We start from the raw sequence: 25,909 nt of genomic DNA on the forward strand, positions 1-25,909 counted from the left end.
GGTGTGCCCACACCTTCTTCTCCGCCATCTGCATCGCAGCCACCGTCATCTTCTGGCTTTGATCAATGAGTCCTGAGCCTAGGTCCAATCGACATTCAGGATTCAGTTTGCCGTTGATGTGTGCTTCATGGGGTTCCAGATACGCCGATCTGGAGCCTGATGATGTCGAGACCGAAGCGCTGCGAACTGCCGCAACCGCAGGCTATGGAAGGATGCAGAGGCCACCATCGAATCCGCCACCGCATTCCTCTACGCTGCAGCAATCATGATCCTCGTCAGGCGCATCGCACGAAACTTATGAGCGGTTTGGGTACGGACTCTAAGAACCGTTCAGGACGACGAAATACCCAAGTATACGCAAGGCACGAGACCGGGGAACAGCCGGCTTCCGCTGGTTCCGCAAGCGCTTTATTTGAAGAATTTCACTACCAAGAAAATCCTCCGGAACCGGGAGTATTCGTAAAAAAAGGGGGAAAATATTGGAAATCGAAGATAACTTAATTTGAGAAAGATGAGATCGCCTGCTGATGAGCGAAAATTATAATCTCTATTCTTCTGCCGCCCGGGAGGAGGGCTTCTTCGGGCAGAGGTTGAAGGTACAGCATCTGAGAATCCTGGCGGCTTTGGCGCGGCTAAAGTTGGTAACCAAAGTAGCAGACGCGCTGGCGATCACGCAGCCCGCGGTTTCCAAACAGCTCGCAGAGATGGAGCATTCTCTTGGAATTGCCATTATCGTGCGTGAGCGCAACCGTCTGTTTCTAACCCCCGCGGGAAAACGACTGGCCCAACACGCACAAGCGGTTCTGGATCAGTTGAAGCGCGCCGAATTGGAATTAGACGCGGTCCGCTTCGGCGTTTCTGGCGATCTTCGGATCGGAACCGTCGCTTCTCTCGCGGCTGTGATGCTTCCGCAGGCCATCGCCACGTTGAAACAGAATGCCCCGGACGTTTCGGTAAGCGTCACCGAGGGACATTTTCGCGAACTATTACCCAAGCTTCTCAACGGGGCCATCGACATCGCGATCGCGCGGACCTGGCACGAGCAGGAGATCGCCGGCGTCGCGCAGCGCCCGCTGGCGAGCGAGCCGCTTTGCGTGGTGGCGGACCCGGGGCATCCCCTGGCCCGGCGGGACCATCTGGAATGGGATGAAGTCACGCAATGGCCCTGGATACTGCCGGATCAAGATTCGATCGCGCGCCAGGAACTCGATGCCTTCTTCACACGCAACGGAACGCGCAGCCCTCGCAACGTGATCACGTCGCTTTCCCTGCAACTGAACCTCGCGCTGTTGCGCGAGATGCCGGTCATCACCCTGTTTCCCCGCTCGATGACTCGTCCCCATATTGCACGCGGTGAAATGGTCGAGCTTCCCATCCGCGTCGATGCACTCCTGTTCGAAACGCGCTGCTTCTGGCGCATCGGGCAGGACAAGAGCAATGCCACGCTCAACCTGCTCTTGCGTAACCTTGATGAACTCGGGGCGAATGGCGGCTAGGGCGAAGCGAGAGGGCGGGTAGCGACCAAACTATAACCCCCGGCAATGGTCTGGTCTTTCCTATTCATTATTCATCGGCATTTCCAACCTGTAAGGCTTGCGCGGGAACCGTGACGATTACGCGCCCGGTGGAGGGGCGAAGCAATGGTCGATCTGACGTCCCGCATGGCGACCGAGTTGATCCGCATGTTCAAGGCGCGCGAAACCACGCCCTCCGAGGTGCTGGAGGCATGTATTGCCCGGATTTCCGCCCTGAACCCGCTGGTCAACGCCATCACCGCCACGGATTTCGCACGTGCGCGCATCGCGGCCGAAGCAGCCACGGCGCGCTACGCCGCCGGTGCGCTGGTCGGCCCGCTTGACGGGATCCCGATCGGAGTGAAGGATCTGCAGGACACGGCCGGGTTGCTCACGACCTACGGCGCGCGCCACCTTCGGGGAAACGTGCCCGGCGCCGATAGCCCGTGGATCGCCCGGCTTCGGCGCGCGGGCGCCATCGTGGTGGCAAAGACGAACGTGCCGGAAATGGGCGCGGGCGGGAACACCCGCAATCCCGTCTGGGGCGCGACCGGCAACCCTTTCGATCCCAATCTGACCGCAGGCGGGTCTTCGGGCGGGTCCGCGGCCGCGCTGGCGCTAGACCTGCTGCCGCTCTGTACCGGCTCGGACACCGGCGGGTCGCTTCGCCTGCCTGCCGCCTTCTGCGGGGTAATCGGCTTTCGCCCCACGGCAAACCTGGTGGCCAATGGCGCCCGCACACTAGGCTGGTCGAACCTGTCGGTGCTCGGCCCCATGGCCCGGAGCATGGACGACCTTGCGCTTTTCCTTCGCGCCTCGCTTGGCCCGGACCCGGATGACCCGCTTTCCCTTGCGGTTGACGCGTCAAGTTTCGATGCCGGCCCCTTGCCCCCGCTGGGCGCGTTGCGAGTGGGCCATAGCGAGGATTTCGGCGGGCTTGCCATCGCCCCCGAGGTGCGCGCGGCATTTCGGGATCGCATCGCCTCGCTTGCCCCGCTGGTCGCCAGTTGCGAGGCGGTCGACCTGGCCCTGGGCGAGATGGACAGCTGCTTCGACACCGGCCGCGCTGAGGCCTTCGTTGCCGTTTTCGAAGGCGAGATGGAGGTGGACGAGGATCAGCTTTCTCCCGCGGTGGCCGCCAATCTCGAGATGGCGCGCGGGATGACCCTGCAGATGCGCGCCCGTGCGCATCTGGAACAGACACGGCTCTTGCGGCGCTACAATGCCCTGATGCGCGATTTCGACATCATTCTGACTCCGACGGCGCCCGTGGCGCCCTTTGCCTGGTCCGAGCCGGCTGTCATGGAAATCGACGGGGTCGCGCAGGACAACTACTATCGCTGGCTGGCCTTGACCTACCGGGCGACGCTGCTGAACTGCCCGGCGCTGACGCTGCCCACAGGCAAGGCGCGCGGGGGCATGCCCTTCGGGTTGCAGATGCTGGGCAAGCCTGCACGCGATGCCGACCTTATCGCCGCCGGCCGCGCGATCGAGCATCACTGGAGCGATGATCCCTTGCGTTGTCGCCCCCTGCCCGATCCCGACGCGCTGCGTCCCGGCACGCCCGCGCTGACCTCGATCGTGACTCATCCGCCGATCTTCTCGGACGCGCCCGTTGCGGGGCCGACCCTGAACGTGGTCTGAGCCCGGCTATGTGGAGCCTCATCCCGATATTCGCGTTGCTGCTGATCAGCGGAACCGCCTTCGCCTATATCATCGGCGCGGTTTCCGTGGTCTCGTTCGTCGCGATGGGGTACGCGCCCTACCTGTCGATCCTGCCGCAGCGGGTATTTTCGCAGCTCGACGTCTTTGCCTACATGTCGCTTCCACTTTTCATCCTCACGGCGGAATTGATGTCCCGCACCGGGGTGACGCGCGCGCTCATCGATTTCGCGATGGCCATCGTCGGGCGTCTGCGTGGCGGCCTGGGACATGTCAACATCCTGACCAGCCTTTTCTTCGCGGGCATCTCGGGGTCGGCCGTGGCCGATTCGGCGGCGCTGTCGCGCGCTTTCGTCCCCGAGATGGTGGCGCGCGGCTACCCGCCCGCCTATGCCGGGGCGATCACGGTCGCCTCGTCCATGATCGGCCCCATCGTGCCGCCCTCGATCATCATGATCATCTATGGTGGGCTGGTGGAAACATCCGTGGCCGCACTGTTCGTCGCCGGGGTGCTGCCGGGGCTTCTGCTGACCTTCGCTCTGCTTGGCTACAACGCCTACGCGGCAAGGCGCGCCGGCCATCCGGGAGGGCAGAATAATGAGATACCCGCCTTCTGGCCCAGCCTGCGCGCGGCGGCGCCGGCGCTGCTGTTGCCCGCGGTGATCATCGGAAGCCTGGTTTTCGGCCTTGCCACGCCCACCGAAGGCGCTGCGATCGCGGTTCTGATGGCGCTTCTGATGGGGTTTTACTATCGCGAGCTGACCCTCGCGGTGCTGACTGAGGCGATGGAGGCGAGCGCGAAGCTCACGGGGATGATCTTCATCATCTTCTGCGCAATCTCCGTTCTGGGGTACCTGTCGGGCCTTGCCGGCTGGCCCACGCTTCTCGGGGCCTGGGTGGAGCGGCTTGGCTTGACGGGAACCGGGTACCTGCTGTTCCTGGTCGTGCTGTTCCTCATCTCGGGTATGTTCATGGACACGCCCGTTGCGCTCACGCTTCTGGTTCCTCTGATGGTGCCCGTGGCGCTGGCCCAGGGCGTCAGCTCGGTCCATCTCGGCGTCGTGCTGTGCTTCAACCTTTGTATCGGCCTCGTTACGCCACCCCTGGGCAAAGGGCTGGTGGTCGTGTCGGCCATCACCGGGATCGGGTACTGGAAGCTGGCCCGAGCCGTTCTGCCATTCATCGTAGTGCAGATTGTCGTTCTGCTGCTGCTCGTCATCCAGCCCGAAATAAGCCTGTTTCTGCCACGGCTTGTCGGTCTGAGCGTCAACTGACCCATGAACAGGAGGATTCAAATGTCGGTTCTGAAGAATATCGCATATATGGGCGCCGCCGCCGTGACGGCGCTGTCGCTTGCCACGGGGGCACAGGCCGCCGACGTGCAGATCGCGCTCGACGGGCCCGCGGACCTGGAGCGCTCGGGCTCCTACGTCTGGGCGCATGCCTTCGCCGAACGCCTCAAGCAGGATGGCATGGACGTGCGCGAACTGCCGCGCGGTGCCGTCGGCGGAGAGGCGGAAGTGCTCGACCAGGTGTCGACCGGTTTGATCCAGGTCTCCCTTTCTAACGTGAAATCCGTTGGCAGCATCGACCCCCTGATCTACGGGGTCCGGCTACCCTTCATCTTCGATGACCTCGGCCACATGGACCGCACCCTCGAAGCCGGGGACGTTCTGAGCAAAGTCAACGAACGCGTTGCCAAGGCTGACATCATGCTTGCCGCGCTGGTGCCCCTCGGGCGCGCGATGGGAATTTTCAACACGCGCCATGTCGTGGAAAAGCCCGCCGACCTGTCCGACCTGCGCATGCGCGCCCTCGATGAAAGCCATGTCAAGATTTTCGAAGCTTGGGGAACCTCTGCGACCGTCGTTTCCTGGGGCGAGGTGCCGACCGCCCTGCAAACCGGGATCGTGGATGGCTACCTGCAGACACCGCTGGTGCCGATCGTCTTCGGACATACCGATTTCGTGAAATACTTCAGTGATGTGCGCGTCACCCTGCCGCTGCGGGCGGTGATCATCTCGCGCAGCTGGTATCAAGGCCTGAGCGATGCCGAACAGGCCACGGTGGACGCCGCGATCAAGGCCGGAACCGTCGCCACGCGCGCGTGGCAGGTCACCGCGCGCGACGCGTCGATGAAGGCGCTCGAGAAGGCGGGCGTGACGATAACGGCGATCTCGGACGAGAATCGCGACCTGTTCCGCGAAATGTCGCGCCCGGTCTGGTCCTCTGGTCTGTTGGACCAGGAAGCCGCCGATTTCTGGGTTGAAACCTCGAAAGCGGCACGCTGAGGCGGCCGTCGAGGAGTAAACAATGGCGCGCGTCCTTCTTCTGCTCAGTGACGGCCTGCACAGGGTTGTCCGCATGGCTGTCATCCTCTGCCTTTCCGTGATGTTCCTGGTCGTGATGTTCCAGGTTGTCAGCCGCTATGCCCTGAACTCGCCGCCCGCCTGGGCGGAAGAAGTCGCGCGCTACACGATGATCTGGTTGGGCCTTCTCGGAGCCACCATGTCATTCAAGACCCGGATGGACGCGGTCCTGATGAAAAGCGTGTTTCCGGAGCGCCCGCATCCGCTCGGCTGGCTTGGCGAGGCGCTCCGCGCCATTGCGGTCGTAACCTTCCTGGGGCCGGTGATCTACTATTCCTTTATCGGCGTAAGCGGGTCGGCCGCGCGCGGTTTTTTAGCAAGACAATACCTCGTTCAGACCGACACATTGGGTATTCCCATCGTTTGGGTTGCGGTATCGGTTCCGCTTTGCGCCATCATCATCCTGATTCATCTGGCAGCGCGCGCGTTCGGAACGCCCTACTGCCATTTGAATGAGACATGACAGATTTTTAACCGCGCTGGCCATGACGAGTTTCAGCAGAATCGTCTGACCACCCGGTATTCTTCTGTCAACGGCGGAGTAAAAGTCGGCCATTGGGCGGCGAAAAAGTAGGCCACCTGGCGCTGCGAGTGGGGAACGTCGGGAGGGCATAGCCCGACCAGAGTTTCCCGGTTGCAGCTTCGGCGATCTTATTGGTGAGGGGTGGTGCTTTTTCGCGCTTGGTTTTGCGCCAGTCGGTAGCTGTCGCCATTCATCTCAAGGATGCTGACCTGATGGGTCAGCCGGTCGAGGAGCGCGCGGGTGAGACGCTCGGAACCGAAGGTTTCGGTCCATTCGTCGAAGGGCAGATTGCTGGTGATCAGGGTGGAACCACGCTCGTAACGCTGCGAGATCAGCTCGAACAACAGCTCCGCTCCGGTCTTGGAGAGCGGCACGAAGCCCAGTTCGTCGATGATGAGCAGCTTGTAGCCCGCCATCTGCTTCTGGAAGCGCAGAAGGCGGCGGTCGTCTCGCGCCTCCATCATCTCGCTGACGAGCGCGGCAGCCGTGGTGAAGCCGACGGACAATCCCTTCTGGCAGGCTGCCAGGCCGAGGCCGATCGCAACATGGGTCTTGTCTGTGCCGCTGGGTCCGAGCGCGATGACAGATCTCCGCGACGGGGATCCCGTCGGCTCCTTGCTTCAAAATGAACGCCTTTTGTGCGTCCGAGAACTTCGATGCCTTCATCGTCTTCCGCTCCTCCCAGCCAAGGAACATTACAGCGGAAAACTCCAGTTTCGAACGATCCAGTTTTCAGGGGTCAGAGCAGGTCAGAGCAGTCAGAGCAGCCGCCATCCGCAGCGACAACGGCCTGCCGTTTGCGTCGCCCAACGGGCTCTACAATCTGTCGAAACTGTCGGTGTGGTGGCTGAGGCTCGGCATCGCGATCGAGCGCATCAGGCCCGGCCACCCGCAACAGAATGGCCGTCACGAGCGCATGCACCGGACCCTCAAGGCCGAGACGGCGCGCCCGCCGGGCATGAACGTGCTCCAGCAGCAGGACCGCTTCGATCGATTCGTCAGCGAGTTCAACGAAGAGCGCCCCCACGAGGCGCTCGCCATGAAGACGCCGGCCGAACGCTACACGCCCGCTTCAAGAGCCTATTGTGGCCTGCCGGACGTGGACTACCCCTTCCACGATAGGGACATCCTCGTCACCGCCTGCGGCCGCATCTGCATGGCAAGAAAGAAGATCAACGTCTCGACCGTGCTCGCCGGCCAGAGGCTCGGCATCAAAGAAGTCGACGACGGCATTTGGCTCGTCAGCTTCATGCACTATGATGTGGGATATATCGACCTGGAACAGAGGACCCTGCAGACCCATCGACAACCCGTTCGGCACGAGGTTGTCACCCATGTCTTAGGGACATTCTGTTACCTATGTCTCCGGGTCGTACAGTCAGATAATGGCGGAGAGGGGGGGATTCGAACCCCCGATACCCTTGCGAGTATGCCGCATTTCGAGTGCGGTGCATTCGACCACTCTGCCACCTCTCCGCGGATCATGGTCAGCCGTTGCCGGCGCGGCGCACAGATAGCGAAGGTCGCGCGCCGAAACAAGGCCCGTCGCGCCGAAAAACGCCGCCCTTGCTTGACTTGACGCACCCGTTCGGCTAACGACGCGAGGCTTCCGGCGTGGAAACCCTCCGCGCCGTTTGTCATTTGAACCCGAAACAGACTGAAAAGAAGACGGCCGGGCGGCACATGTCCGCTCAACGAGCCGGTCCGAACAGCGAAAGGCAAGAAATGTTCGCAGTCATCAAAACCGGCGGCAAGCAGTACCGCGTTGCCGCGGACGACCTTCTGCAGGTCGAAAAGGTCGCGGGCGAAGCCGGCGACATCATCGAATTTCCGCACGTGCTCGTCGTCGGCGAGGGCGAGGACGTGACGCTCGGCGCGCCCTTCATCGACGGCGCCTCGGTGGCGGCCGAAGTGGTCGAGCAGGGCCGCGGCAAGAAGGTGATCGCCTTCAAGAAGCGCCGTCGCCAGAATTCGCGCCGCACGCGCGGCCACCGGCAGCTTCTGACCACGGTGCGCATCTCCGAGATCCTGACCGCAGGCGCCAAGCCGTCGAAGAAGCCGGCAGCCAAGAAGGACGCCGCGCCGAAGAAGGCCGAAGACAAGCCCGCCGCCAAGAAAGAGGCGGCGCCGAAAAAGACGGACGCCAAGGCCGACGCCGCAGCCGCTCCGCTTTTCACCGCCCCGGCGGGCGACAAGGACGATCTGACCACGATCAAGGGCATCGGCCCGGTCGCGGCCGGTCAGTTGAACGAGCAGGGCATCACCACCTTCGCGCAGATCGCCGCGCTGTCCGACAAGGACGTGGCGCGCATCGACGAGGCGATGCCGTTCAGCGCCGACCAGATCAAGGACTGGCGCGACCAGGCCAAGGAACTGGCTAAGGGCTGAGCCGAAGGTTTGAAAAGCGGCGCGAACGCGCCCATAAAGGTTGAAGGCGCCCCTGCGGCGCGAAGGAGCAGAAAATGGCACACAAGAAAGCTGGCGGTTCGTCGCGCAACGGTCGCGATTCGGAATCCAAGCGCCTTGGCGTGAAGAAGTTCGGCGGCGAGAAGGTTCTCGCCGGCAACATCATCGTGCGTCAGCGCGGCACCAAATGGCACCCGGGCGAGCGTGTGGGCATGGGCAAGGACCATACTCTTTTTGCGCTCGAGGCCGGTGCGGTGTCTTTCCGCAAGAAAGCCAATGGCCGCACCTACGTATCGGTCAATCCGATTATGGAAGCCGCGGAATAGCCGGATCCGCTTCACGATACCGGCGCCCCTCTCGGGAACCGGTGTCTGGACACTCCAGCGATAGGATCAGGGGAGATGGGGCGCCATCTCCCCTTTTTCATTGCCGGAGGACAGGACATGGTTGCCGAAAAGGAAGACGTCGAGGACGAAAGTCTGCGGATTGATTGCCCGGTGCTGGTCACCGGCAGGCTGGTGCTGCGGCCGCCGCACCGCGACGACCTGCCGGAGCTGATCGAGCTGGCCGACAATCGCCGCATCGCCGAGATGCTCGGACGCATGCCGCACCCTTATGGCGAACTGGAGGCGATGGCCTTCATCGCCACGGCCGACGATCGCGGTCCCGGCTGCACCTACGCCATCACCAACTCCGAAAACGGCGCCTTCATCGGCTGCGCGGGCTTGAACGTCACGCCGCGCGGCCTGGAGGTCGGCTACTGGATCGGCGAGCCCTATTGGGGGCGCGGCTACGCCACCGAGGCCGCGCACGCGCTGGTGGACCTCGCCTTCCGCGCGACCGCGATCGACACGCTGCACGCCTCCTGCCGCGTCATCAACGACGGCTCGCGCCGCGTGATCCACAAATGCGGGTTTCAGTATGCCGGCCAGGGCATGTTGAACTCGCTTACCGCCGGACAGGTGCCGGTGGAGCGTTACCGACTCGACCGCAGGACCTGGGTAAGCCTGCGCACCTGGGCGCAGAGCTGAGACGTCCGCTCCGACCGCCGCCCCGTCGCCCGTCGCCTGGACGGGCGGCGTCGCCCCTCAACCCAGCTCCATCCAGACCGGGCGGTGGTCGGAGCCGAGCGCCTGGCTGTCGACCCAGCAACGCTTCACCCTGGCCGCCAGCCCGGCATAGACGAAACAATAGTCGAGGCAGCGTTGCGCATTCGCGTCGTCGAGCCGTTTCGGATCGAGCCAGGTCACGCGCGCCGCGTGGTCGGGATCGGCCAACACCGCGGCGTCGACCGGCAGCCGGCTGCGCCGCGTCACCCCGAACTCGACGTCGGGATGGCCGGTCATGGCGATATATTCGGGCGAGCCGGGCACGAGGTTGAAATCGCCCATCAGCGCGAAGGCCTCGGGATGCGGCGGCTCGGGAAAACCGCGTTCGGACGTGCCGGTCAGCGCGCCGCCCTCGATGCCATAGGCCAGGGCCTTGTCGACCAGATAGCCGATCTGGTCGATGCGTTCGGCCGGGCTGGTATGATCGAGATGGACCGAATAGAAGCGCACCGGCCCGAACGGCGTTTCGACCATCGCCTCCAGCGCGCCGCGCTGCAGGTTGAGCCGATCGAAAGTGCGCTGACGCGGCAACAAAAGATTGCGCGACGACAGGATCGGCTTTTTCGACAGAACCATATTGCCGAACTCGAACATGCGGGTGACCGCGCGCCCGCTTTCCACGGCCGAGCCCATATCGGCCTGGTAGGGCGCGCCGAAGACGGAAAAATAATCGGGCAGTAGTTCGCCCAGTTCGGCCACCATGTCGCGGCCGGTATTGTCGGGATTGTTGCGCGAGACTTCCTGCAGCGCGATCAGATCGGCCCCGCGCACGGCATCCGCGATGCGGGCCAGGTCGTAACGACCGTCGAGGCCGATCCCGTACTGGATATTATAGGTGACGCATTTCATGGTCTCGAGCCCGCCCCTGCCGTAGCGCCTACCGCCGCAAAGATTGCGGTAAACCCTCATTTCCGTTATCGCTCTCGCGCCCGCTCGCGCGGACGAAGCGCCTGAAGCAGATAGAACGGCAAGTTGTCAATCCGATGAAATTCCTCGACCAGACCAAGGTCTATATTCGTTCGGGCGACGGCGGGGCCGGGTCGGTTTCCTTCCGGCGCGAGAAATATCTCGAATTCGGCGGACCGGACGGCGGCGACGGCGGCCGTGGCGGCGATGTGTGGGTCGAGGCGGTCGACGGGCTCAACACGCTGATCGACTACCGCTACCAGCAGCATTTCAAGGCCAAGACCGGCACGCACGGCATGGGCCGCAACCGCACCGGCGGCAAGGGCGCGGACGCCGTGTTGAAGGTGCCGGTCGGCACCCAGGTCTTCGAGGAAGACAACGAGACCTTGATCTGCGACCTGACCGAGGTCGGTCAGCGCGTGCGGCTCGCCGCCGGCGGCAATGGCGGTTTCGGCAACACCCATTTCAAGAGCTCCACCAACCAGGCGCCGCGCCGGGCCAATCCCGGCCTGCCGGGCCAGGAACGGACGATCTGGCTGCGACTGAAACTGATCGCCGACGCCGGACTGGTCGGCCTGCCCAATGCCGGCAAGTCGACCTTCCTGTCGACCGTTACGGCCGCCAAGCCGAAGATCGCCGACTATCCCTTCACCACGCTTCACCCGGGCCTCGGCGTGGCACGGGTCGACGCCCGCGAATTTGTCATCGCCGATATTCCCGGCCTGATCGAGGGCGCGCATCAGGGGGCGGGGATCGGCGACCGTTTCCTCGGTCATGTCGAGCGCACCCGCGTCATCCTGCATCTGGTTTCCGCGCGGGAAAACGATCCCGCCGCCGCCTACCGCACCGTGCGCGGCGAGCTCGAGGCCTACGGCCACGGCCTCGGCGAAAAACCCGAGATCGTCGCGCTGGCGCAGGTCGACACGCTCGACGCGGACGAACGCGCCGAAAAGGCCGCCGCCCTTGAGGCGGCCGCCGGACGCGCGCCGCTGCTTTTGTCTTCGGCCACGCGCGAAGGCGTCGAGCCGGTGCTGCGGGCGCTGATCGCCGTGATCGAAGACGCTCGCGCGAGCGAGGCGCAAACCGATGCCGCCCCCGATCCGCGCTGGCAGCGCCCGGAGGGATGATGGCTGCGAACGCGCTTTCGGCCTATCGCCGCGTCACCGTCAAGGTCGGCTCCGCCCTGCTCGTCGACCGCGAACGGGGCCTCAAGCGCGACTGGCTCGCCTCGCTGTGCGCGGATGTCGCCGGCCTGTCCGCCGCCGGGGCCGAGATCTGCGTCGTCTCCTCCGGCGCCATCGCGCTCGGCCGAAACCTGCTCGGCCTCGGCCGCCGGACGCTGAAGCTTGAAGAAAGCCAGGCCGCCGCCGCCGTCGGTCAGATCGCGCTCGCCGGCGCCTGGTCGGAGGAGCTCGACCGTCTGGGACTGGTCTCCGGACAGGTGCTGGTGACCCTCGGCGACACCGAGGAACGCCGCCGCTACCTCAACGCCCGGGCGACCATCTCGACCCTGTTCAAGCTCGGGGCGGTGCCGGTCATCAATGAAAACGACACCGTCGCCACCACCGAGATCCGCTATGGCGACAACGACCGGCTGGCCGCGCGCGTGGCGACCATGATGCAGTCGGATCTTTTGGTCTTGCTGTCGGACATTGACGGTCTCTACACCGCCCCGCCGGCGCGCGATCCCGCCGCCCGTTTCGTGCCCGTGGTCGACGCAATCACGCCGCAGATCGAGGCGATGGCCGGCGAGGCCGCCTCCGAGCTCTCGCGCGGCGGCATGCGCACCAAGCTCGACGCCGGCAAGATCGCCACCCGGGCCGGCACCGCCATGATCATCGCCTCCGGCACCAGGTTATCGCCTCTGGCCGCGATCGACCGCGGCGAGCCCTCGACCTTCTTCGCGCCCAGCCCGACGCCGGTCCGCGGCTACAAGACATGGATCGCCGGTCAGCTCGAACCGGCAGGCCGGCTGGTGATCGACGACGGCGCGGTCGGCGCGCTGCGCTCCGGCAAATCGCTGCTGCCGGCCGGCGTGCGTGCGGTCGAAGGCGGCTTTGCGCGCGGCGACACGGTAGCCGTGCTCGCGCCGGACGGCAGCGAGATCGCGCGCGGCCTGGTTGCCTACGATGCCGCCGATGCCGTAAGGATTGCGGGGCTGAAGAGCGCCGACATCGCCAGGGAGCTGGGCTATGAGGCGCGCGCCGCCATGATCCACCGCGACGATCTCGTGGTGACGCCGGCTCTGTCGGCCAGGACACAGGCCAGCGACTGAGCGCTGGGAGGACGACATGCTCAAGACGAACGACGACACCCGGATCGACGTCACAGCGCTCATGAACGAGATGGGCCGCTCCGCCCACGCCGCGGCGCGACCGTTGGCGACCGCGTCGGAAGCCGTCAAGAACGCCGCCCTCCACGCCATGGCCGATGCGCTTGAAGCCAACGAGCGCCAGATTCTGGCCGCCAACGCCATCGATGTCGCCAACGGCGCCGAAAACGGCCTTTCGGCCGCCTTGATGGATCGCCTCGCCCTGCCCCCCGAACGTATCGGCGCCATGGCCCAGGGCGTGCGCGCCATCGCCGCGCTGAAAGACCCGGTCGGCGACGTCATCGCCGCGTGGGAACGACCGAATGGGCTCAAGATCGAGCGCGTGCGCACGCCGCTCGGTGTCATCGGGGTGATTTTCGAAAGCCGCCCCAACGTTACCGCGGACGCCGGGGCCTTGTGCCTGAAGGCCGGCAACGCCGTCATTCTGCGCGGCGGGTCGGACTCGGCCAATTCCTCGGCCGCGATCCACGCCTGCCTGATTGAAGGGCTTAGAGCGGCCGGCTTGCCCGAAACCGCCATTCAGCTCGTTCCGATCACCGACCGCGCCGCCGTCGGCGCGATGCTGAGAGGTCTCTCCGGCACGATCAACGTCATCGTGCCGCGCGGCGGCAAGAGCCTTGTCGCCCGGGTGCAGGAGGAGGCCAGGGTGCCGGTCTTCGCCCATCTCGAGGGCCTGTGCCATCTTTACGTGGACGCCTCGGCCGATCCCGACATGGCGCGCGAGATCGCCGTCAACGCCAAGATGCGCCGCCCCGGCATTTGCGGCGCCACGGAGACCCTGCTCGTCGACCGCGCCGCGGCCGACACCCATCTCGTGCCGATCCTGACCGCGCTGAGCGAGGCGGGCTGCGAAATCCGTGCCGACAGCGCGGTGCGCAGCTATTATCCCACGGCGGCTCCGGCAAGCGACGACGACTGGACGACCGAATATCTGGACGCCATCATCTCGGCCAAGCTGGTGGACGGCATCCAGGGGGCGATCGACCATATCGAGACCCATTCGTCGCATCACACCGAGGCGATCGTGGCGGAGGATCCGCTGGCGGTCGAGCGTTTCTTCAACGAGATCGATTCGGCCATCTTGCTCCACAACGCCTCGACCCAGTTCGCCGATGGCGGCGAGTTCGGTATGGGCGCGGAGATCGGTATCGCGACCGGCAAGATGCATGCGCGCGGGCCGGTCGGCGTCGAGCAGTTGACATCGTTCAAGTACCGCGTCCGCGGTTCCGGCCAGCTCCGGCCTTGACCGGCGCCAGCCAGCGCCTTGCGGGCATTCCGGCCCACTACCTGCGCATGCCCCATGTCGAGCATGGCATGGCGGTCGGCATTTTCGGCGGCTCCTTCAACCCGCCGCATGCCGGCCACGCCTTGGTTGCCGAGATTTCGCTGCGCCGCCTGCGCCTCGACCAGCTCTGGTGGCTGGTCACGCCCGGCAACCCCCTCAAGGACGTCAACGAGCTCGCGCCGCTGGCCCGGCGTCTGGCACAATCTGAGGTGATCACGCCGGATCCGCGCATCAAGGTGACCGCCTTCGAGGCCGCTCACCGTATCCGCTACACCGCCGACACGCTGGAACTGGTCAGGCGCCGCAATCCCGGCGTCGATTTTGTCTGGATCATGGGCGCCGACAGCCTGGCCAGCTTTCACCGCTGGCAGCGCTGGCGCGACATCATGGCGATTATGCCGATCGCCGTCATCGACCGGCCGGGCGCGACATTGTCTTTCCTGTCGTCGGTGACGGCCAAGGCATTCAGCCGCGCGCGCATCGACGAGGACGAGGCCTCGCGGCTTGCCCGCACGCCGGCGCCGGCGTGGACGTTCATCCACGGGCCGCGCTCCTCCCTGTCCTCGACCGCGATCCGAAACGCCGGCTAAAGCCGCCTCCCGCAGACCGATCCTCTCTTCGCCATCGGCGCGCCGCGGCCGCCGCCCGTCCAGTTCAAGACAGTTCGTGCCGCTTTCGTCGTGTTCCGCCGCGCGCGAAAGGAACATCATCGGCGCGATGAGCCTCGTTTCGAGCACAGATGCGGCCACTGCGCCGCCGACCGACCCGGCCCAGTCCGCGCCGGCGATCGCGATCGCCAGCGTGGTCCTGTCGACGGCGCTGGTGGCGATAGGCAACGGGCTGATGTTCGCCTTCGTGCCGGTCCGTCTGGCCGCGGAAGGTCTCCCGCCCACCTGGGCGGGCCTGATCCTGACCGGCATGTCGGCCGGCGGCATGGCTGGCTGCTTCCTGACCGGGCGCATGGTCAATCGCGTCGGCCACGCCCGCGCCTTCATGATCTTTTCGGCGCTGATCATCCTGTCGAGCGTGGCGGTCAGCGTAAAGGTCGACCCGACGCTTTGGGTTCCGGCACGCGCGCTCTACGGCTTTTCCATAGCCGGGCTCTTCATCGTCACCCAAAGCTGGCTCAACGACGTCGTCGAAAATCAGGTGCGCGGCCGCGTGATCGCGTTTTTCTATGTCAGCTACATCGTTGGGCTGGGCATCGGCTCCTACCTGTTGACCTTTGTCGACATCATGACCAACACCGCGCCGGTGGTGGCGATCGCGTTTGGCGCGCTGTCGATAATCCCTGTCGGCCTGACGCGGCTGCGCACGCCGCCGCCCCCGCCGATCGCCTCGATCGCGCTGAGACGCGCCTGGCAGATCTCGCCCGTCGGGCTGGCCGGCATGCTCGCCGTGGGCGGGCTCTCGATGATGGTTGCCGGCTTCGCCCCCATCCACGCCACCGCGACCGGTTTTTCCAAGGATCAGGTCGCCCTGCTGCTGCTGGCGATGCCGCTCGGCACCATGCTGGTTCAGCTGCCCTTCGGCTGGCTGTCAGACCGCACCGACCGACGCTATGTCCTCGTCGCCGCCTCCGTGATCGTGGTCGGCGCCGGCGCGCTGGCAACCGGCGCCGACCGGTCGGAGCTGGCATGGATGATCCTGATCTACATGGTATGGAGCGGCGCGATCGAATCGATCTATTCGATCTCCTCGGCGCATTCCAACGACCGCGCGGAAAAAGGCGACCTCGTGCTGCTGTCGAGCACCATGCTGTTCGCTTGGTCGCTGTCGGGTTTCGTGATGCCGGGAATTGCCACCGCCCTGACCGCCTTTGCCGGCACCGGCGCCTTCATTGTCATGGCGATCGCGATCGCCGCCGTGTTCTGCGCCTTCGTGATCTGGCGCCTGACGCAGGCCGAAGCCGTGCCGCCTGCCGAAAGCGTGGACTTCGCACCCCTGTCGGCACAGGCGCCGCCAGCCGCGGAATTCGCTTATGCCAGCGACGAGTCCGGTTCGGATGCGGCCGACGAAGCGCCCGCCCAGTCTTGAAACTGTTAAGGGTCCGTGCCTATGTTTTGCATGTCACGTGAATCACGCGTGGCGGAGTTGTTCTTGTCGTGAAAGGAAAGACACTGAGAACAGCACTGGGCAAGAAGGCTGAGATCATGCCTTCTGCGGCCGGGATGACCCGCCAGGGTGAGTCCCAGGCCTTGAAGATCGTCCTTGAATCTCTGGAAGACTCAAAGGCGGAAAACATTGTCTCCATCGACATCCGGGGAAAATCCAGCCTTGGCGACCATATGGTGATCGCCTCGGGCCGGTCGAACCGCCATGTCGGTGCGGTGTCGGACCATCTGATCAAGGCGCTCAAGGAGGCCGGACTGGGCAACGCCCGGGTCGAAGGCCTGTCGAGCGCCGATTGGGTTTTGATCGACGCCGGCGATATCATCGTCCATGTTTTCCGGCCCGAGGTCCGCGAGTTCTACAACATCGAAAAGATGTGGCAGGCTCCCGATCTCGAGGACGAAACGGTTCACTGAACCGAAGGCGATGCGGATTGCCGTTCATGCCGTGGGCCGGATGAAGGCCGGCCCCGAGGCGGAGCTTGCCGACCGTTTTTTCGATCGCCTGGCCAAGACCGGCCCGTCCGTCGGCCTGGAATGGGCGGGGCTTTGCGAAACCGCCGAAAGCCGGGCTGGCACGGCAAGCGCGAGAAAGCGCGAGGAAGCCGCACGCCTGACCGCGCTGCTCGAGCCCGGATCGGCGTTGCTGCTTCTCGACGAGCGCGGCAAGGCGCAGGGATCGCAAGACCTGGCGCGCTGGGTCGCAACGACCCGCGACGACGGCTGCCGCCGGCTCGTGGTGGCGATCGGCGGCCCCGACGGCCACGATGCGGCGTTGCGCGACGCCGCCGACCTCGTCCTGTGCATGGGCAAGCTCACCTGGCCGCATCAACTGGCGCGCGTCATGATCGCCGAACAGCTCTATCGTTGCGCGACCATCCTGGCCGGCCACCCCTATCATCGCGCCTGACGGCGTGATGGCACGGGCTTGGCCGCCCGCCGCCACAATTTCCGACAAAAGCGAGCCGACCTTGCGCGCGCGTCCACGCGATGCGGTATGGTTGATGCTTCCTTAACCGGCCGCTCCTAGGGTCGCGACCCGAGAAGCGCCGGCAGGATCAGGGCGAGGTCATGACGAAAAACCGCAGCGACACAAACGGCAGGCGCGGGCTTGTCCTGCTTGCCGCTCTCGCCGTTGCGGTTGCCGGCGCCGCCCCGCTCTTTGCCCAGGACATGGCGACCCTGGAGGAAAAGCGGACCGATACCGCCTCCGAATACGAGACCGTCTTGCGTCAGATGTCGCTGTCGAAAGAGCGTCTCGATTCGCTTGCGGGCGAGGTCGCAGCGATGCGCAAGGACAATACCGCGATCACCAGCGCTCTGATCCAGGCGGCGAAGACCGAAAAGAAGCTCTCCAACGACATCGCCGCCATCGAGGTGCGTCTGGAGACGCTGAAGCAGCAGGAAGACGCGCTGAAAGCCTCGCTTCATGCCCGCCGCGGTGTCCTGGCCGAGGTTTTGGGCGCGCTCCAGCGCATGGGGCTCAATCCGCCGCCCGCCATTCTGGTCAGGCCCGAGGACGCGCTGTCGTCGGTACGCAGCGCGATCATCCTGGGCGCGGTGGTGCCCGAGTTGAGGGCCGAAACGGAGATCCTGCTCGGCGACCTCAAGGAACTGGCCGCGCTGCGCAGCGCGATTGCAGGCGAACGCGAGACGCTTTTTGCCACCGTCCAGGATCAGGCTGCGGAGAAAAAGCGGCTGGCGCTTCTTTTGGAGGAAAAGAGCCGGCTCTTGCGGGCCAGCGAATCAACCCTCGACGAAGAGCGCGAAAAGGCGGCCGCCCTTGCCGCCAAGGCCGGCACTCTCAAAGAATTGATCGCCTCGATCGAGGCCGAAATCACCGGTGTCCAGGAAGCCGCGCGGGCGGCCCGTCTGGCGGAGGAGGAGCGCAAGCGCCGCGAGGCGGAGGCTGCGGGCCGCCCAGTGCCCGAGGCCAACCGGCTGGTGACGGGTCTACCCTTTGAGAGTCTTGAGGGAACGGTCGCGCTGCCGGTGTCGGGCACCTTCGTGCGGCGCTTCGGCGAGAGCGACGGTCTTGGCGGCCATATGGCCGGCGACACGCTTCAAACACAATCCGGCTCTATCGTCACCGCACCTGCCGATGGCAGTATTTTGTATGCGGGCCCGTTTCGTTCATACGGCCAACTCTTGATAGTCGATGTCGGCGACGGTTATCATGTCGTGCTGGCGGGTATGGCGACCACGAACGTTTCCCTGGGCCAGACGGTGTTGTCGGGAGAACCGATCGGCGCCATGGGTGAAGCAAGGGTCGCCAGCGCGGTGACACTGGGAAGTGCGAATAGCAGTCCGGAACTTTATGTGGAGTTCCGCAAGGATGGCAAACCCGTCGACCCGGCCCCATGGTGGGCCGACCGGGATTCTGGAAGGACGAAAGATGATTCGTAAGTTGTCGCTTCTTCTTGCCGGCGCCTTGATGGGCGCCTCCGCGATGAGCGTCGTTTACGGCCCAACGGGCTCTTCCGCGATCGCGGCCAGTTCGGAAACCTATCGCCATCTTGCGGTTTTCGGCGACATTTTCGAGCGCGTGCGCGCCCAATACGTGACGCCGCCTGAGGACAAGAATCTGGTCGAGAGCGCCATCAACGGCATGCTCACCTCGCTCGATCCGCATTCTTCCTATCTCAATCCGGACGCCGCCAAGGACATGCGGGTCCAGACCAAGGGCGAGTTCGGCGGCCTCGGCATCGAGGTCACCATGGAAAACGAACTGGTCAAGGTGATCACGCCGATCGACGACACCCCGGCGGCCCGCGCTGGCGTGCTTGCCGGCGACCTGATCGCCGAGATCGATGGCGAGGACGTGCGCGGCCTCAACCTGTCGGACGCTGTCGAGCGCATGCGCGGCGCCGTCGACACGCCGATCGAGCTGACGATCCTGCGCGAGGGCGCGGTCGAGCCGATCAAGATCACGATCGTGCGTGCCATCATCAAGGTCAGGGCCGTCAAATACCGCGTCGAGGGCGACGTCGGCTATGTGAAGATCGCCTCCTTCACCGAAAAGACCTTCGACGATCTGCAGGCGGCCATCGCCGACATCGAAAGCGAGGTCCCGGCCGACAAGCTGAAAGGGTTCGTGCTCGACCTGCGGCTCAATCCGGGTGGTCTGCTCGACCAGGCGGTGAGCGTCTCGGACGCGTTCCTCGATCGCGGCGAGATCGTCTCCACCCGCGGCCGCGATCCCAAGGACGTTGTTCGCTTCGATGCGCGTGCCGGCGATCTGACCGGCGGCAAGCCGCTGATCGTGATGGTCAATGGCGGCTCGGCGAGCGCCTCGGAGATTGTCGCCGGCGCCCTTCAGGACCATCGCCGTGCAACCGTGCTCGGCACGCGCTCCTTCGGCAAAGGATCGGTTCAGACCATCATCCCGCTGGCCGAGAATGGCGCCCTGCGCTTGACCACCGCGCTCTATTACACGCCGGCCGGCAAATCGATCCAGGGCAAGGGCATCACCCCCGACATCCGTGTCGAACAACCGCTTCCGGACGAATTGCTCGGACGTGACGTGACCCGCGGCGAATCGGATCTGCGCGGCCATATCAAGGGCGACGAGGAAAACGAGGAAGGCTCGGGCTCGGCAGCCTATGTGCCGCCGGAAGCCAAGGACGACGTCCAGCTTACCCACGCGCTCGAGCTGTTGCGCGGCGAGAAGACCGATCCGGCCTTTCCGCCCAATCCGGACCAGGCGGTCCTCAACCAGTAACCATCCGGCGCCGGCGGCTCGACCCTCCGGCGCCGTTCGCCCGATATCTCGACACCTGCGGATCATTCCCGCCTGAAAGGCTCCCGGCTTGCCGCTCGACAAGCAGATCGAACGCCCTCTCGGTCAGCACGGCGCGCGACCGGCCAGGCGGCCGTGGTCGGCGCCCAGCGTGGCCCAGATCGCCGGCGCTGCGAGCCTGTGTCTCGTCGCGGCGGCCGGGTTATGGGTTGCCTTGCTGCCCGATCCATGGCGCCAGCCCGCCGAGATCGTGTCGATGGAGACCGCGCAGCAATCCGCTCCGCAACCACCCGCCGAAACGACCGTCGCGCCGGCCAAGGAAACGACCGCGCCATCCCCCTCCATCATACGCGCCCCCGAACGACCGGCAGACACGTCCGGCCCGAACGTGATCGTCATCCGCGACCCCTCGGCTATCGGCCAGGATCTGCGGGTCGCCCACCTGCCCGACCGGGCTCTCCTGGAACAGTCAGAACATGGACCGCTGCCGGTCCGGGCCGATGACGGGCGCCGCCCGTTCGACGTCTATGCGCGACCGTGGTCGGGCGCGCGCGGCGCGCGCGTGGCGATCGTGATCGGCGGCATGGCCCTGTCGCAGACCGGCACCCAGGCCGCGATCGCCAAGCTGCCGCCCGAAATCACCCTCGCCTTCGCCCCGCAGGGCAACTCGATCGGCCGCTGGATGCAGGCCGCGCGGCGCGAGGGGCACGAGATCCTGATGCAATTGCCACTCGAGCCGTTCGATTATCCGCGCGTCAATCCCGGCCGCGACACACTGACGACCGAGGCCTCGACCGAGCAGAACATCGACACCCTGCACAATGTTCTGGGCCGCACGACGAACTATGTCGGTGTGATGAACTATATGGGCGCGCGCTTCACGGCCGAGGAAACAGCCTTCGCACCCGTCATGCGCGATCTCGGCGCCCGCGGGCTGCTTTATCTCGACGACGGCTCGTCCGCGCGCAGCCTTGCCGGTGAGCTGGCGGCCAAGAACCGGGTTCCTTATGCCGAGGGCGACACGACGATCGACCAGCGCCGCGATCGGGCCGCCATCCTGGAAAAGCTCGACGAACTGGAACGGACCGCCCGCGCCCGCGGCTTCGCGCTCGGCACCGGTTCGGCCTTCGACGTCACGGTCGAAACCGTGGCCTCGTGGGTGGCGGAGGCTAGGAAACGCGGCATCGAGATCGTGCCGGTCTCCGCGCTCGCCGCCGATCCGGAAAAAAGGTAATACCGCAGAATGGCAAAAGACAAGACCGCGGCGCGCCCTGAAGCGCTGCCCTACCGGCGCTGTGTCGGCATCGTGGTGTTGAACCGGGACGGCCATGCATGGGTGGGCCGGCGCATCCATGTTGCCGATGGCGAGATGACCGGCGCGGACAAGCTCTGGCAAATGCCGCAAGGCGGGATCGACAAGGGCGAGGAGCCGCTTTTGGCCGCGCGGCGCGAACTGTTCGAGGAGACCGGCATGAAGACGGTCAGCCTGCTCGCCGAGGCGCCGCAATGGATCGACTACGATCTGCCCGATCATCTCGTCGGCGTCGCGTTGAAGGGCAAGTATCGCGGCCAGACCCAAAAATGGTTCGCCTTCCGTTTCGAGGGCGCCGACAGCGAAATCCGCATCAACCCGCCGCCCGGCGGACACGAGGCTGAATTCGACGCCTGGGCCTGGAAACCGCTTAGCGACCTGCCCGACCTGATCGTGCCGTTCAAGCGCGGGGTCTACGACGCGGTGATCGCCGCTTTCCGGCACCTCGCGGCCTGAACGGCGATCGCGGCCGACGGCCGGGAGCGGCTACCACACACCGCGTGTCAGCCCCGTCCACAGATAGGACCAGATGGTGGGATGATACCATTGTCGCGACGGGCCCTCGGGCGCGCGCGGCGCGAGCCTTCCCGCGAGCGCATCCGCCACCGCATCCGCGCACATCTCGCGCGACAGCGCCGCCAACCGGTGCGCATAGGTCATGATCGTGTCGCCCGGTTCGGGCGATCCGCGCACCTGGCGCACGATCATGCCGGTGTCGACGCCGGCATCGACCAGATGCACGGTGGCGCCGAAATTCTCCCGGTCGCCCTCGGCCAGCGCCCAATAGCCGCCATTCATGCCGCGATAGGCCGGCGTGATGCCGGCATGATAGTTGAGCACCGGACAGGACAGCCGCGCCAGCACCCACGGCCTGACGATGCGGCAGCCGGCCAGAAGCACGACACGCGGCTCCAGCCGGTCGATTTCCCGCACGAATGCATCGCTGTTGACCGACTCGACTTTTATGATCCTTTGTTCGGATGCCGGCTCGGGCTCGAGTTTCGCCGCCGCCACGATTCCGGCGATCCGACGCGCCGACAGGCGTTTGCCGAGCCGGATCAAAACCATCGTGCCGAATTGGCCGGCGAGCGAGATCCAGCCGGTCATCCGCGCCCGACGGCGCAGAAAGGCAAGCTGCGGCTCGCCTTCCTCCTCGATCACATCGATCGCTCCGAACCGCCGTGCGAGCGCATTGACGATGATCCAGGGATAGGGCCCGCCAGCCGTCACCACGCAAACGCCGGAGCGCGCGTGGTCGTCGGGGCTCGTGGGATCGCTTCCCTCAGGCACGCAGGCGGGCCGTGTCGACGGGCCTTCTCCACGCCGCGTGGCGGTGACGGGCGAGCAAGCGGGCCACGGTGTTCGTCATGAGCCCGGCTGCGCTCCGGCCAGTTCGTCGATGATCGGGCAATCCGGCCGGTGATCGCCGTGGCAATGCGCCACCAGGTGGCTGAGTACGTCGCGCAAGCCTTTGAGTTCTGCGATCTTGCGGTCGATCTCGACCAGTTTCGCCGTCGCGATCGACTTGACGTCGGCACTCTCGCGGCCGGTATCGTCGTACAACGACAGCAATTGCCGACATTCCGAAACGGTGAAACCCAATCCCCGCGCGCGCTGCACGAAACGCAGCCGGTGCACGTCGGATGTCGAATAATCGCGATAGCCATTGTCGCCGCGGTCCGGCTTCAAGAGCCCGATATCCTCGTAGTAGCGGATTGTCTTGGCCGGCAGGCCGGACCGTTCGGAAGCGATGCCGATATTCATCTCATCAGTTCCCGTTCAACAGCACAAACCTTCCCAAAACAGGAAGCCTCATCAATCTGGCCCATCGACGGTCCTATTTCAAGTCGAGACTGCGCAACCGCAGCGCGTTGCCGATGACGGAAACCGATGACAGGCTCATCGCCGCCGCCGCGATCATCGGCGACAACAACATGCCGAACAGCGGATAAAGGATGCCGGCGGCCACCGGAACGCCGAGCGTATTATAGACGAAGGCGAAGAACAGGTTCTCGCGAATATTGCGGATTGTCGCCCTGGCCAGCGTGCGGGCGCGCACAATGCCGTTGAGGTCGCCCTTGACCAGCGTGATGCCGGCGCTTTCCACCGCAACGTCGGCGCCGGTGCCCATGGCGATGCCGACGTCGGCGGCGGCCAGCGCCGGCGCATCGTTGACGCCGTCGCCGGCCATGGCGACCTTTGCGCCACCGGCGCGCAGCTCCTCGATCAGCGCCTGCTTCTGCTCCGGCAGCAATCCGGCACGGATATCGTCGATGCCCAACGTCCTGGCGACGGCGCTGGCGGTTCGCTCATTGTCGCCCGTCGCCATGATCACGGTGAGGCCACTTTCGTGCAGTGCCCGGATCGCGGCGGGCGTGGTTTCCTTGATCGGGTCGGCCACCGCCACGATCCCGCCAAGACGCTCGTCCACGGCGACGAACATCGCCGTCTTGCCGGCAGCGCGCAGGTCGTCGGCCCTGGCCTCGAGCGCCGCGGTGTCGATTCCCAGATCCTCCATCATCGCCCGGTTGCCGAGCGCCACATTGCAACCCTTTACCTGGCCGTGCACGCCCTTGCCTGTCACGGCATCGAAATCCTCGGCATCGGCAAGGGAAAGGTCGCGCTGGCGCGCGCCCTCAACGATCGCCTCGGCGAGCGGATGCTCGGAACCTTTTTCCACGCTCGCGGCCAGACCCAATATGTCGTCCTCGTCGAAGCCGTCGGCCGCGATCACGTCGGTGAGTTTCGGCCGGCCCTCGGTCAGCGTGCCGGTCTTGTCGACGATCAGCGTATCGACGGCGGCGAACCGTTCCAGCGCCTCGGCATCCTTGATCAGCACGCCGGCCTGCGCGCCGCGCCCGGTCGCCGTCATGATCGACATCGGCGTGGCCAGCCCGAGCGCGCACGGACAGGCGATGATCAGCACCGACACGGCGGCGAGAATGGCGTAGACCATGCTGGGCGCTGGACCGAACAGCGCCCACACCCCAAACGCCATCACCGCGACCAGCACCACGGCGGGAACGAAGTAGAAGGACACCCGGTCGGCCAGGCCCTGGATCGGCGCGCGTGAGCGTTGCGCCTTGGCGACCATGTCCACGATCTGCGACAACACCGTGTCGGCGCCGACCCTGTGCGCCTCGATCACCAGCGTGCCGCTGCGGTTGAGTGTGCCGGCAGTGACCTGATCGCCCTCGACCTTTTCGACCGGCACGGCTTCGCCGGTGATCATCGATTCGTCGATCGACGAGCGCCCTTCCAGCACCGCGCCGTCGACGGGTACGCTGCCGCCGGGCCGCACCCGGAGCCTGTCGCCCTCCACGATCGATTCGAGCGGCACGTCTTCCTCATTGCCGTCGGCGTCGATCCGGCGCGCCGTCTTCGGCGCCAGATCAAGCAAAGCGCGGATCGCCGAGCCGGTGCGCTCGCGCGCCCTCAATTCCAGAACCTGGCCGACGAAGATCAAGGCGACGATCACTGCGGCCGCCTCGAAATAGACCGGCACGGCGCCGCCATGGCTGCGGAACTGCTGCGGAAACAGCTCCGGAAACAGCGTCGCCACGACGCTGTAGAGATAGGCCGTGCCGACGCCGATCGAAATCAGGGTCCACATATTCGGGCTGCGGTTGACGATCGACTGATAGCCGCGCACGAAGAACGGCGCCGCCGCCCACAGCACGACCGGGGTCGCCAGAACCAGCTCGATCCACACCGCAAGGCGGTTTCCGAGCCAGTCTCGAACCGGCAGGCCGACCATCGGCCCCATGGCGATGATCAAAAGCGGCACCGAAAGCACGCCGCTCACCCAAAGCCGGCGGGTGAAGTCGACCAGTTCGGGATTGGGACCCTCCTCGCCCGACGGCACACCCATCGGCTCGAGCGCCATGCCGCATTTCGGGCACGCGCCCGGCCCCTCGCGCACGATTTCGGGATGCATCGGGCAGGTATAGAGCGTGCCCTTGGGCATCGGCTCGGGTTCGGCGCGCCCGTCGAGATAGGTTTGCGGCTCAGCCCGGAATTTTTCCAGACAGCGGGCCGAGCAGAAATAATATCCCGTGCCGTCGTGGCGGTAAAAATGCGCCGCGCTGGCACGATCCACATCCATGCCGCAGACCGGATCGGTCGCGCCGATATGATCCGCCGGCGCGCCCTTGAAAGCGTCTCGACAGCTTTGCGAACAGAAATAATAGACGTGACCGGCATGCTCGAGACTTCGCGTCTCGTTGCCCGGATCGACCAGCATGCCGCACACAGGGTCGCGCACGACGCCGTCGTCCGCGTCCGAAACCCCTTTATGGCCACCGCAACATGCGGCCGGCTTCGCGCCTGGGGAATTTTTCTCCTGTCGGCTCATGATGATGGCTCCCGGTCTGCTGACTGTTCCGCCAGCCGCTTCTGAAGCTTCCAGAGACAGGAAGGTCAAGCGGCAATTTGCGGACGACGAGCCCCGCGCCGGCAAGTCCGGCCGAACCCGCAGCCAAGACGAAAACCAACGCCGGCGGCCGGCAAAGGTTCCCGCGGACCGTCCTGCCCGGTCTTCGCCGGAGGCCGAACGCCGCGCCGTCGCCCGCACTCGGTCGCGAGACCCGGCGGCCATCCGTCACGCACGTGGAAAGCAAAACGGCCGCCGGAGAACCGACG

23 protein-coding genes, 1 tRNA gene and 3 pseudogenes are annotated in these 25,909 nt (G+C 65.3%); 21 read left to right on the forward strand and 6 right to left on the reverse strand.

The features are described from left to right. Positions 1 to 190: 190 nt before the first annotated feature. The 6 genes and pseudogenes from C7T96_RS04430 to C7T96_RS04455 all read left to right on the forward strand — a co-directional run. Positions 191 to 301: pseudogene (locus tag C7T96_RS04430) on the forward strand (IS5/IS1182 family transposase); the annotation flags it as partial. Between the two features lie 226 nt (positions 302 to 527). Next, a complete protein-coding gene (locus C7T96_RS04435; RefSeq protein WP_106570007.1) occupies positions 528 to 1,496 on the forward strand; it encodes a LysR family transcriptional regulator in 969 nt (322 codons plus the stop codon). A gap of 144 nt (positions 1,497 to 1,640) precedes the next feature. Continuing rightward, positions 1,641 to 3,158, forward strand: coding sequence for an amidase (locus C7T96_RS04440; protein ID WP_106570008.1), 1,518 nt, complete (start codon positions 1,641 to 1,643; stop codon positions 3,156 to 3,158). 8 nt (positions 3,159 to 3,166) lie between these two features. Then, entirely contained in the window at positions 3,167 to 4,450 is a 1,284-nt protein-coding gene (locus C7T96_RS04445) for a TRAP transporter large permease (protein WP_106570009.1), read from the forward strand. A gap of 21 nt (positions 4,451 to 4,471) precedes the next feature. Then, positions 4,472 to 5,467 carry a TRAP transporter substrate-binding protein gene (locus C7T96_RS04450; protein ID WP_245414062.1) on the forward strand — a complete coding sequence of 332 codons (996 nt, stop codon included), beginning with the start codon at positions 4,472 to 4,474 and terminating at the stop codon, positions 5,465 to 5,467. Positions 5,468 to 5,489: 22 nt separating this feature from the next. Next, positions 5,490 to 6,008, forward strand: a complete 519-nt coding sequence (locus tag C7T96_RS04455; RefSeq protein ID WP_106570010.1) for a TRAP transporter small permease subunit — start codon at positions 5,490 to 5,492, stop codon at positions 6,006 to 6,008. 188 nt (positions 6,009 to 6,196) lie between these two features. Here the strand turns inward: C7T96_RS04455 and C7T96_RS04460 are convergent. After that, positions 6,197 to 6,649 (reverse strand): annotated as a pseudogene (locus C7T96_RS04460) (ATP-binding protein); the annotation flags it as partial. A gap of 188 nt (positions 6,650 to 6,837) precedes the next feature. Here C7T96_RS04460 and C7T96_RS04465 point away from each other — a divergent pair. Then, positions 6,838 to 7,411: pseudogene (locus tag C7T96_RS04465) on the forward strand (integrase core domain-containing protein); the annotation flags it as partial. Between the two features lie 43 nt (positions 7,412 to 7,454). Here the strand turns inward: C7T96_RS04465 and C7T96_RS04470 are convergent. After that, positions 7,455 to 7,544, reverse strand: a tRNA-Ser gene (locus C7T96_RS04470). Positions 7,545 to 7,793: 249 nt separating this feature from the next. On the opposite strand from C7T96_RS04470, the gene C7T96_RS04475 reads away from it, so the two are divergent. The 3 genes from C7T96_RS04475 to C7T96_RS04485 all read left to right on the forward strand — a co-directional run bounded on the left by C7T96_RS04475 (position 7,794) and on the right by C7T96_RS04485 (position 9,505). Further along, positions 7,794 to 8,456 (forward strand): 50S ribosomal protein L21, encoded by a 663-nt coding sequence (locus C7T96_RS04475; protein WP_106570011.1) that lies wholly within the window; start codon positions 7,794 to 7,796, stop codon positions 8,454 to 8,456. Positions 8,457 to 8,530: 74 nt separating this feature from the next. Then, the gene (gene rpmA, locus C7T96_RS04480; RefSeq protein ID WP_106570012.1) at positions 8,531 to 8,800 is read left to right on the forward strand and encodes a 50S ribosomal protein L27; all 270 of its coding nucleotides are present in this window, start codon (positions 8,531 to 8,533) and stop codon (positions 8,798 to 8,800) included. Between the two features lie 117 nt (positions 8,801 to 8,917). Further along, positions 8,918 to 9,505 (forward strand): GNAT family N-acetyltransferase, encoded by a 588-nt coding sequence (locus C7T96_RS04485; RefSeq protein ID WP_106570476.1) that lies wholly within the window; start codon positions 8,918 to 8,920, stop codon positions 9,503 to 9,505. A gap of 57 nt (positions 9,506 to 9,562) precedes the next feature. Here the strand turns inward: C7T96_RS04485 and C7T96_RS04490 are convergent, their stop codons facing one another. Next, positions 9,563 to 10,432 (reverse strand): endonuclease/exonuclease/phosphatase family protein, encoded by an 870-nt coding sequence (locus tag C7T96_RS04490; protein ID WP_106570013.1) that lies wholly within the window; start codon positions 10,430 to 10,432, stop codon positions 9,563 to 9,565. A 134-nt stretch (positions 10,433 to 10,566) separates the two neighbouring features. Here C7T96_RS04490 and obgE point away from each other — a divergent pair, with 134 nt between their 5' ends. The 11 genes from obgE to C7T96_RS04545 all read left to right on the forward strand — a co-directional run bounded on the left by obgE (position 10,567) and on the right by C7T96_RS04545 (position 21,724). Beyond that, complete coding sequence (gene obgE, locus C7T96_RS04495; RefSeq protein ID WP_106570014.1) at positions 10,567 to 11,616, forward strand: GTPase ObgE; 1,050 nt, start codon at positions 10,567 to 10,569, stop codon at positions 11,614 to 11,616. Next, on the forward strand, positions 11,616 to 12,764 hold the full coding sequence (gene proB / locus C7T96_RS04500; RefSeq protein WP_106570015.1) for a glutamate 5-kinase: 1,149 nt from the start codon (positions 11,616 to 11,618) through the stop codon (positions 12,762 to 12,764). The genes obgE and proB overlap by 1 nt, the downstream gene beginning before the upstream one ends. A gap of 16 nt (positions 12,765 to 12,780) precedes the next feature. Then, on the forward strand, positions 12,781 to 14,067 hold the full coding sequence (locus C7T96_RS04505; protein ID WP_106570016.1) for a glutamate-5-semialdehyde dehydrogenase: 1,287 nt from the start codon (positions 12,781 to 12,783) through the stop codon (positions 14,065 to 14,067). A 47-nt stretch (positions 14,068 to 14,114) separates the two neighbouring features. Next, entirely contained in the window at positions 14,115 to 14,696 is a 582-nt protein-coding gene (locus C7T96_RS04510; protein ID WP_106570477.1) for a nicotinate-nucleotide adenylyltransferase, read from the forward strand. 127 nt (positions 14,697 to 14,823) lie between these two features. Further along, the gene (locus tag C7T96_RS04515) at positions 14,824 to 16,143 is read left to right on the forward strand and encodes an MFS transporter (RefSeq protein ID WP_106570478.1); all 1,320 of its coding nucleotides are present in this window, start codon (positions 14,824 to 14,826) and stop codon (positions 16,141 to 16,143) included. Positions 16,144 to 16,259: 116 nt separating this feature from the next. Further along, a complete protein-coding gene (rsfS, locus tag C7T96_RS04520; protein WP_106570017.1) occupies positions 16,260 to 16,634 on the forward strand; it encodes a ribosome silencing factor in 375 nt (124 codons plus the stop codon). A 10-nt stretch (positions 16,635 to 16,644) separates the two neighbouring features. Continuing rightward, on the forward strand, positions 16,645 to 17,127 hold the full coding sequence (rlmH, locus tag C7T96_RS04525) for a 23S rRNA (pseudouridine(1915)-N(3))-methyltransferase RlmH (protein ID WP_106570018.1): 483 nt from the start codon (positions 16,645 to 16,647) through the stop codon (positions 17,125 to 17,127). Between the two features lie 161 nt (positions 17,128 to 17,288). Then, on the forward strand, positions 17,289 to 18,623 hold the full coding sequence (locus C7T96_RS04530) for a murein hydrolase activator EnvC (RefSeq protein WP_106570019.1): 1,335 nt from the start codon (positions 17,289 to 17,291) through the stop codon (positions 18,621 to 18,623). After that, positions 18,613 to 19,938, forward strand: a complete 1,326-nt coding sequence (locus tag C7T96_RS04535) for a S41 family peptidase (RefSeq protein ID WP_106570020.1) — start codon at positions 18,613 to 18,615, stop codon at positions 19,936 to 19,938. Before C7T96_RS04530 ends, C7T96_RS04535 begins: the two co-directional genes overlap by 11 nt. A gap of 169 nt (positions 19,939 to 20,107) precedes the next feature. Beyond that, the gene (locus tag C7T96_RS04540) at positions 20,108 to 21,190 is read left to right on the forward strand and encodes a divergent polysaccharide deacetylase family protein (RefSeq protein WP_245414063.1); all 1,083 of its coding nucleotides are present in this window, start codon (positions 20,108 to 20,110) and stop codon (positions 21,188 to 21,190) included. 9 nt (positions 21,191 to 21,199) lie between these two features. Next, complete coding sequence (locus C7T96_RS04545; protein WP_106570021.1) at positions 21,200 to 21,724, forward strand: RNA pyrophosphohydrolase; 525 nt, start codon at positions 21,200 to 21,202, stop codon at positions 21,722 to 21,724. Positions 21,725 to 21,754: 30 nt separating this feature from the next. On the opposite strand, the gene C7T96_RS04550 is transcribed toward C7T96_RS04545, so the two are convergent. The 3 genes from C7T96_RS04550 to C7T96_RS04560 all read right to left on the reverse strand — a co-directional run bounded on the left by C7T96_RS04550 (position 21,755) and on the right by C7T96_RS04560 (position 25,622). Continuing rightward, positions 21,755 to 22,558, reverse strand: coding sequence for a formyl transferase (locus C7T96_RS04550; protein ID WP_106570022.1), 804 nt, complete (start codon positions 22,556 to 22,558; stop codon positions 21,755 to 21,757). Positions 22,559 to 22,633: 75 nt separating this feature from the next. Beyond that, positions 22,634 to 23,032, reverse strand: coding sequence for a Cu(I)-responsive transcriptional regulator (gene cueR / locus C7T96_RS04555; RefSeq protein WP_106570023.1), 399 nt, complete (start codon positions 23,030 to 23,032; stop codon positions 22,634 to 22,636). 73 nt (positions 23,033 to 23,105) lie between these two features. Then, complete coding sequence (locus C7T96_RS04560; protein WP_106570024.1) at positions 23,106 to 25,622, reverse strand: heavy metal translocating P-type ATPase; 2,517 nt, start codon at positions 25,620 to 25,622, stop codon at positions 23,106 to 23,108. Positions 25,623 to 25,909 lie beyond the last annotated feature (287 nt).

This window comes from Nitratireductor sp. StC3 (assembly GCF_003015025.1).
In the GTDB taxonomy this organism is placed as follows: domain Bacteria; phylum Pseudomonadota; class Alphaproteobacteria; order Rhizobiales; family Rhizobiaceae; genus Mangrovimarina; species Mangrovimarina alexandrii.

Excerpts from the sequence above, each read along its gene's own strand:
- C7T96_RS04510 (WP_106570477.1), top strand. The coding sequence starts at position 14,115 with ATGCCCCATGTCGAGCATGGCATGGCGGTCGGCATTTTCGGCGGCTCC.
- cueR (WP_106570023.1), bottom strand. The coding sequence starts at position 23,032 with ATGAATATCGGCATCGCTTCCGAACGGTCCGGCCTGCCGGCCAAGACA.
- rsfS (WP_106570017.1), top strand. The coding sequence starts at position 16,260 with ATGCCTTCTGCGGCCGGGATGACCCGCCAGGGTGAGTCCCAGGCCTTG.
- rlmH (WP_106570018.1), top strand. The coding sequence starts at position 16,645 with ATGCGGATTGCCGTTCATGCCGTGGGCCGGATGAAGGCCGGCCCCGAG.
- C7T96_RS04560 (WP_106570024.1), bottom strand. The coding sequence starts at position 25,622 with ATGAGCCGACAGGAGAAAAATTCCCCAGGCGCGAAGCCGGCCGCATGT.
- C7T96_RS04515 (WP_106570478.1), top strand. The coding sequence starts at position 14,824 with ATGAGCCTCGTTTCGAGCACAGATGCGGCCACTGCGCCGCCGACCGAC.
- C7T96_RS04445 (WP_106570009.1), top strand. The coding sequence starts at position 3,167 with ATGTGGAGCCTCATCCCGATATTCGCGTTGCTGCTGATCAGCGGAACC.
- C7T96_RS04440 (WP_106570008.1), top strand. The coding sequence starts at position 1,641 with ATGGTCGATCTGACGTCCCGCATGGCGACCGAGTTGATCCGCATGTTC.
- rpmA (WP_106570012.1), top strand. The coding sequence starts at position 8,531 with ATGGCACACAAGAAAGCTGGCGGTTCGTCGCGCAACGGTCGCGATTCG.
- C7T96_RS04505 (WP_106570016.1), top strand. The coding sequence starts at position 12,781 with ATGCTCAAGACGAACGACGACACCCGGATCGACGTCACAGCGCTCATG.
- proB (WP_106570015.1), top strand. The coding sequence starts at position 11,616 with ATGGCTGCGAACGCGCTTTCGGCCTATCGCCGCGTCACCGTCAAGGTC.
- C7T96_RS04490 (WP_106570013.1), bottom strand. The coding sequence starts at position 10,432 with ATGAAATGCGTCACCTATAATATCCAGTACGGGATCGGCCTCGACGGT.
- C7T96_RS04530 (WP_106570019.1), top strand. The coding sequence starts at position 17,289 with ATGACGAAAAACCGCAGCGACACAAACGGCAGGCGCGGGCTTGTCCTG.
- C7T96_RS04545 (WP_106570021.1), top strand. The coding sequence starts at position 21,200 with ATGGCAAAAGACAAGACCGCGGCGCGCCCTGAAGCGCTGCCCTACCGG.
- C7T96_RS04435 (WP_106570007.1), top strand. The coding sequence starts at position 528 with ATGAGCGAAAATTATAATCTCTATTCTTCTGCCGCCCGGGAGGAGGGC.
- C7T96_RS04475 (WP_106570011.1), top strand. The coding sequence starts at position 7,794 with ATGTTCGCAGTCATCAAAACCGGCGGCAAGCAGTACCGCGTTGCCGCG.
- C7T96_RS04455 (WP_106570010.1), top strand. The coding sequence starts at position 5,490 with ATGGCGCGCGTCCTTCTTCTGCTCAGTGACGGCCTGCACAGGGTTGTC.
- C7T96_RS04485 (WP_106570476.1), top strand. The coding sequence starts at position 8,918 with ATGGTTGCCGAAAAGGAAGACGTCGAGGACGAAAGTCTGCGGATTGAT.
- C7T96_RS04535 (WP_106570020.1), top strand. The coding sequence starts at position 18,613 with ATGATTCGTAAGTTGTCGCTTCTTCTTGCCGGCGCCTTGATGGGCGCC.
- obgE (WP_106570014.1), top strand. The coding sequence starts at position 10,567 with ATGAAATTCCTCGACCAGACCAAGGTCTATATTCGTTCGGGCGACGGC.
- C7T96_RS04450 (WP_245414062.1), top strand. The coding sequence starts at position 4,472 with ATGTCGGTTCTGAAGAATATCGCATATATGGGCGCCGCCGCCGTGACG.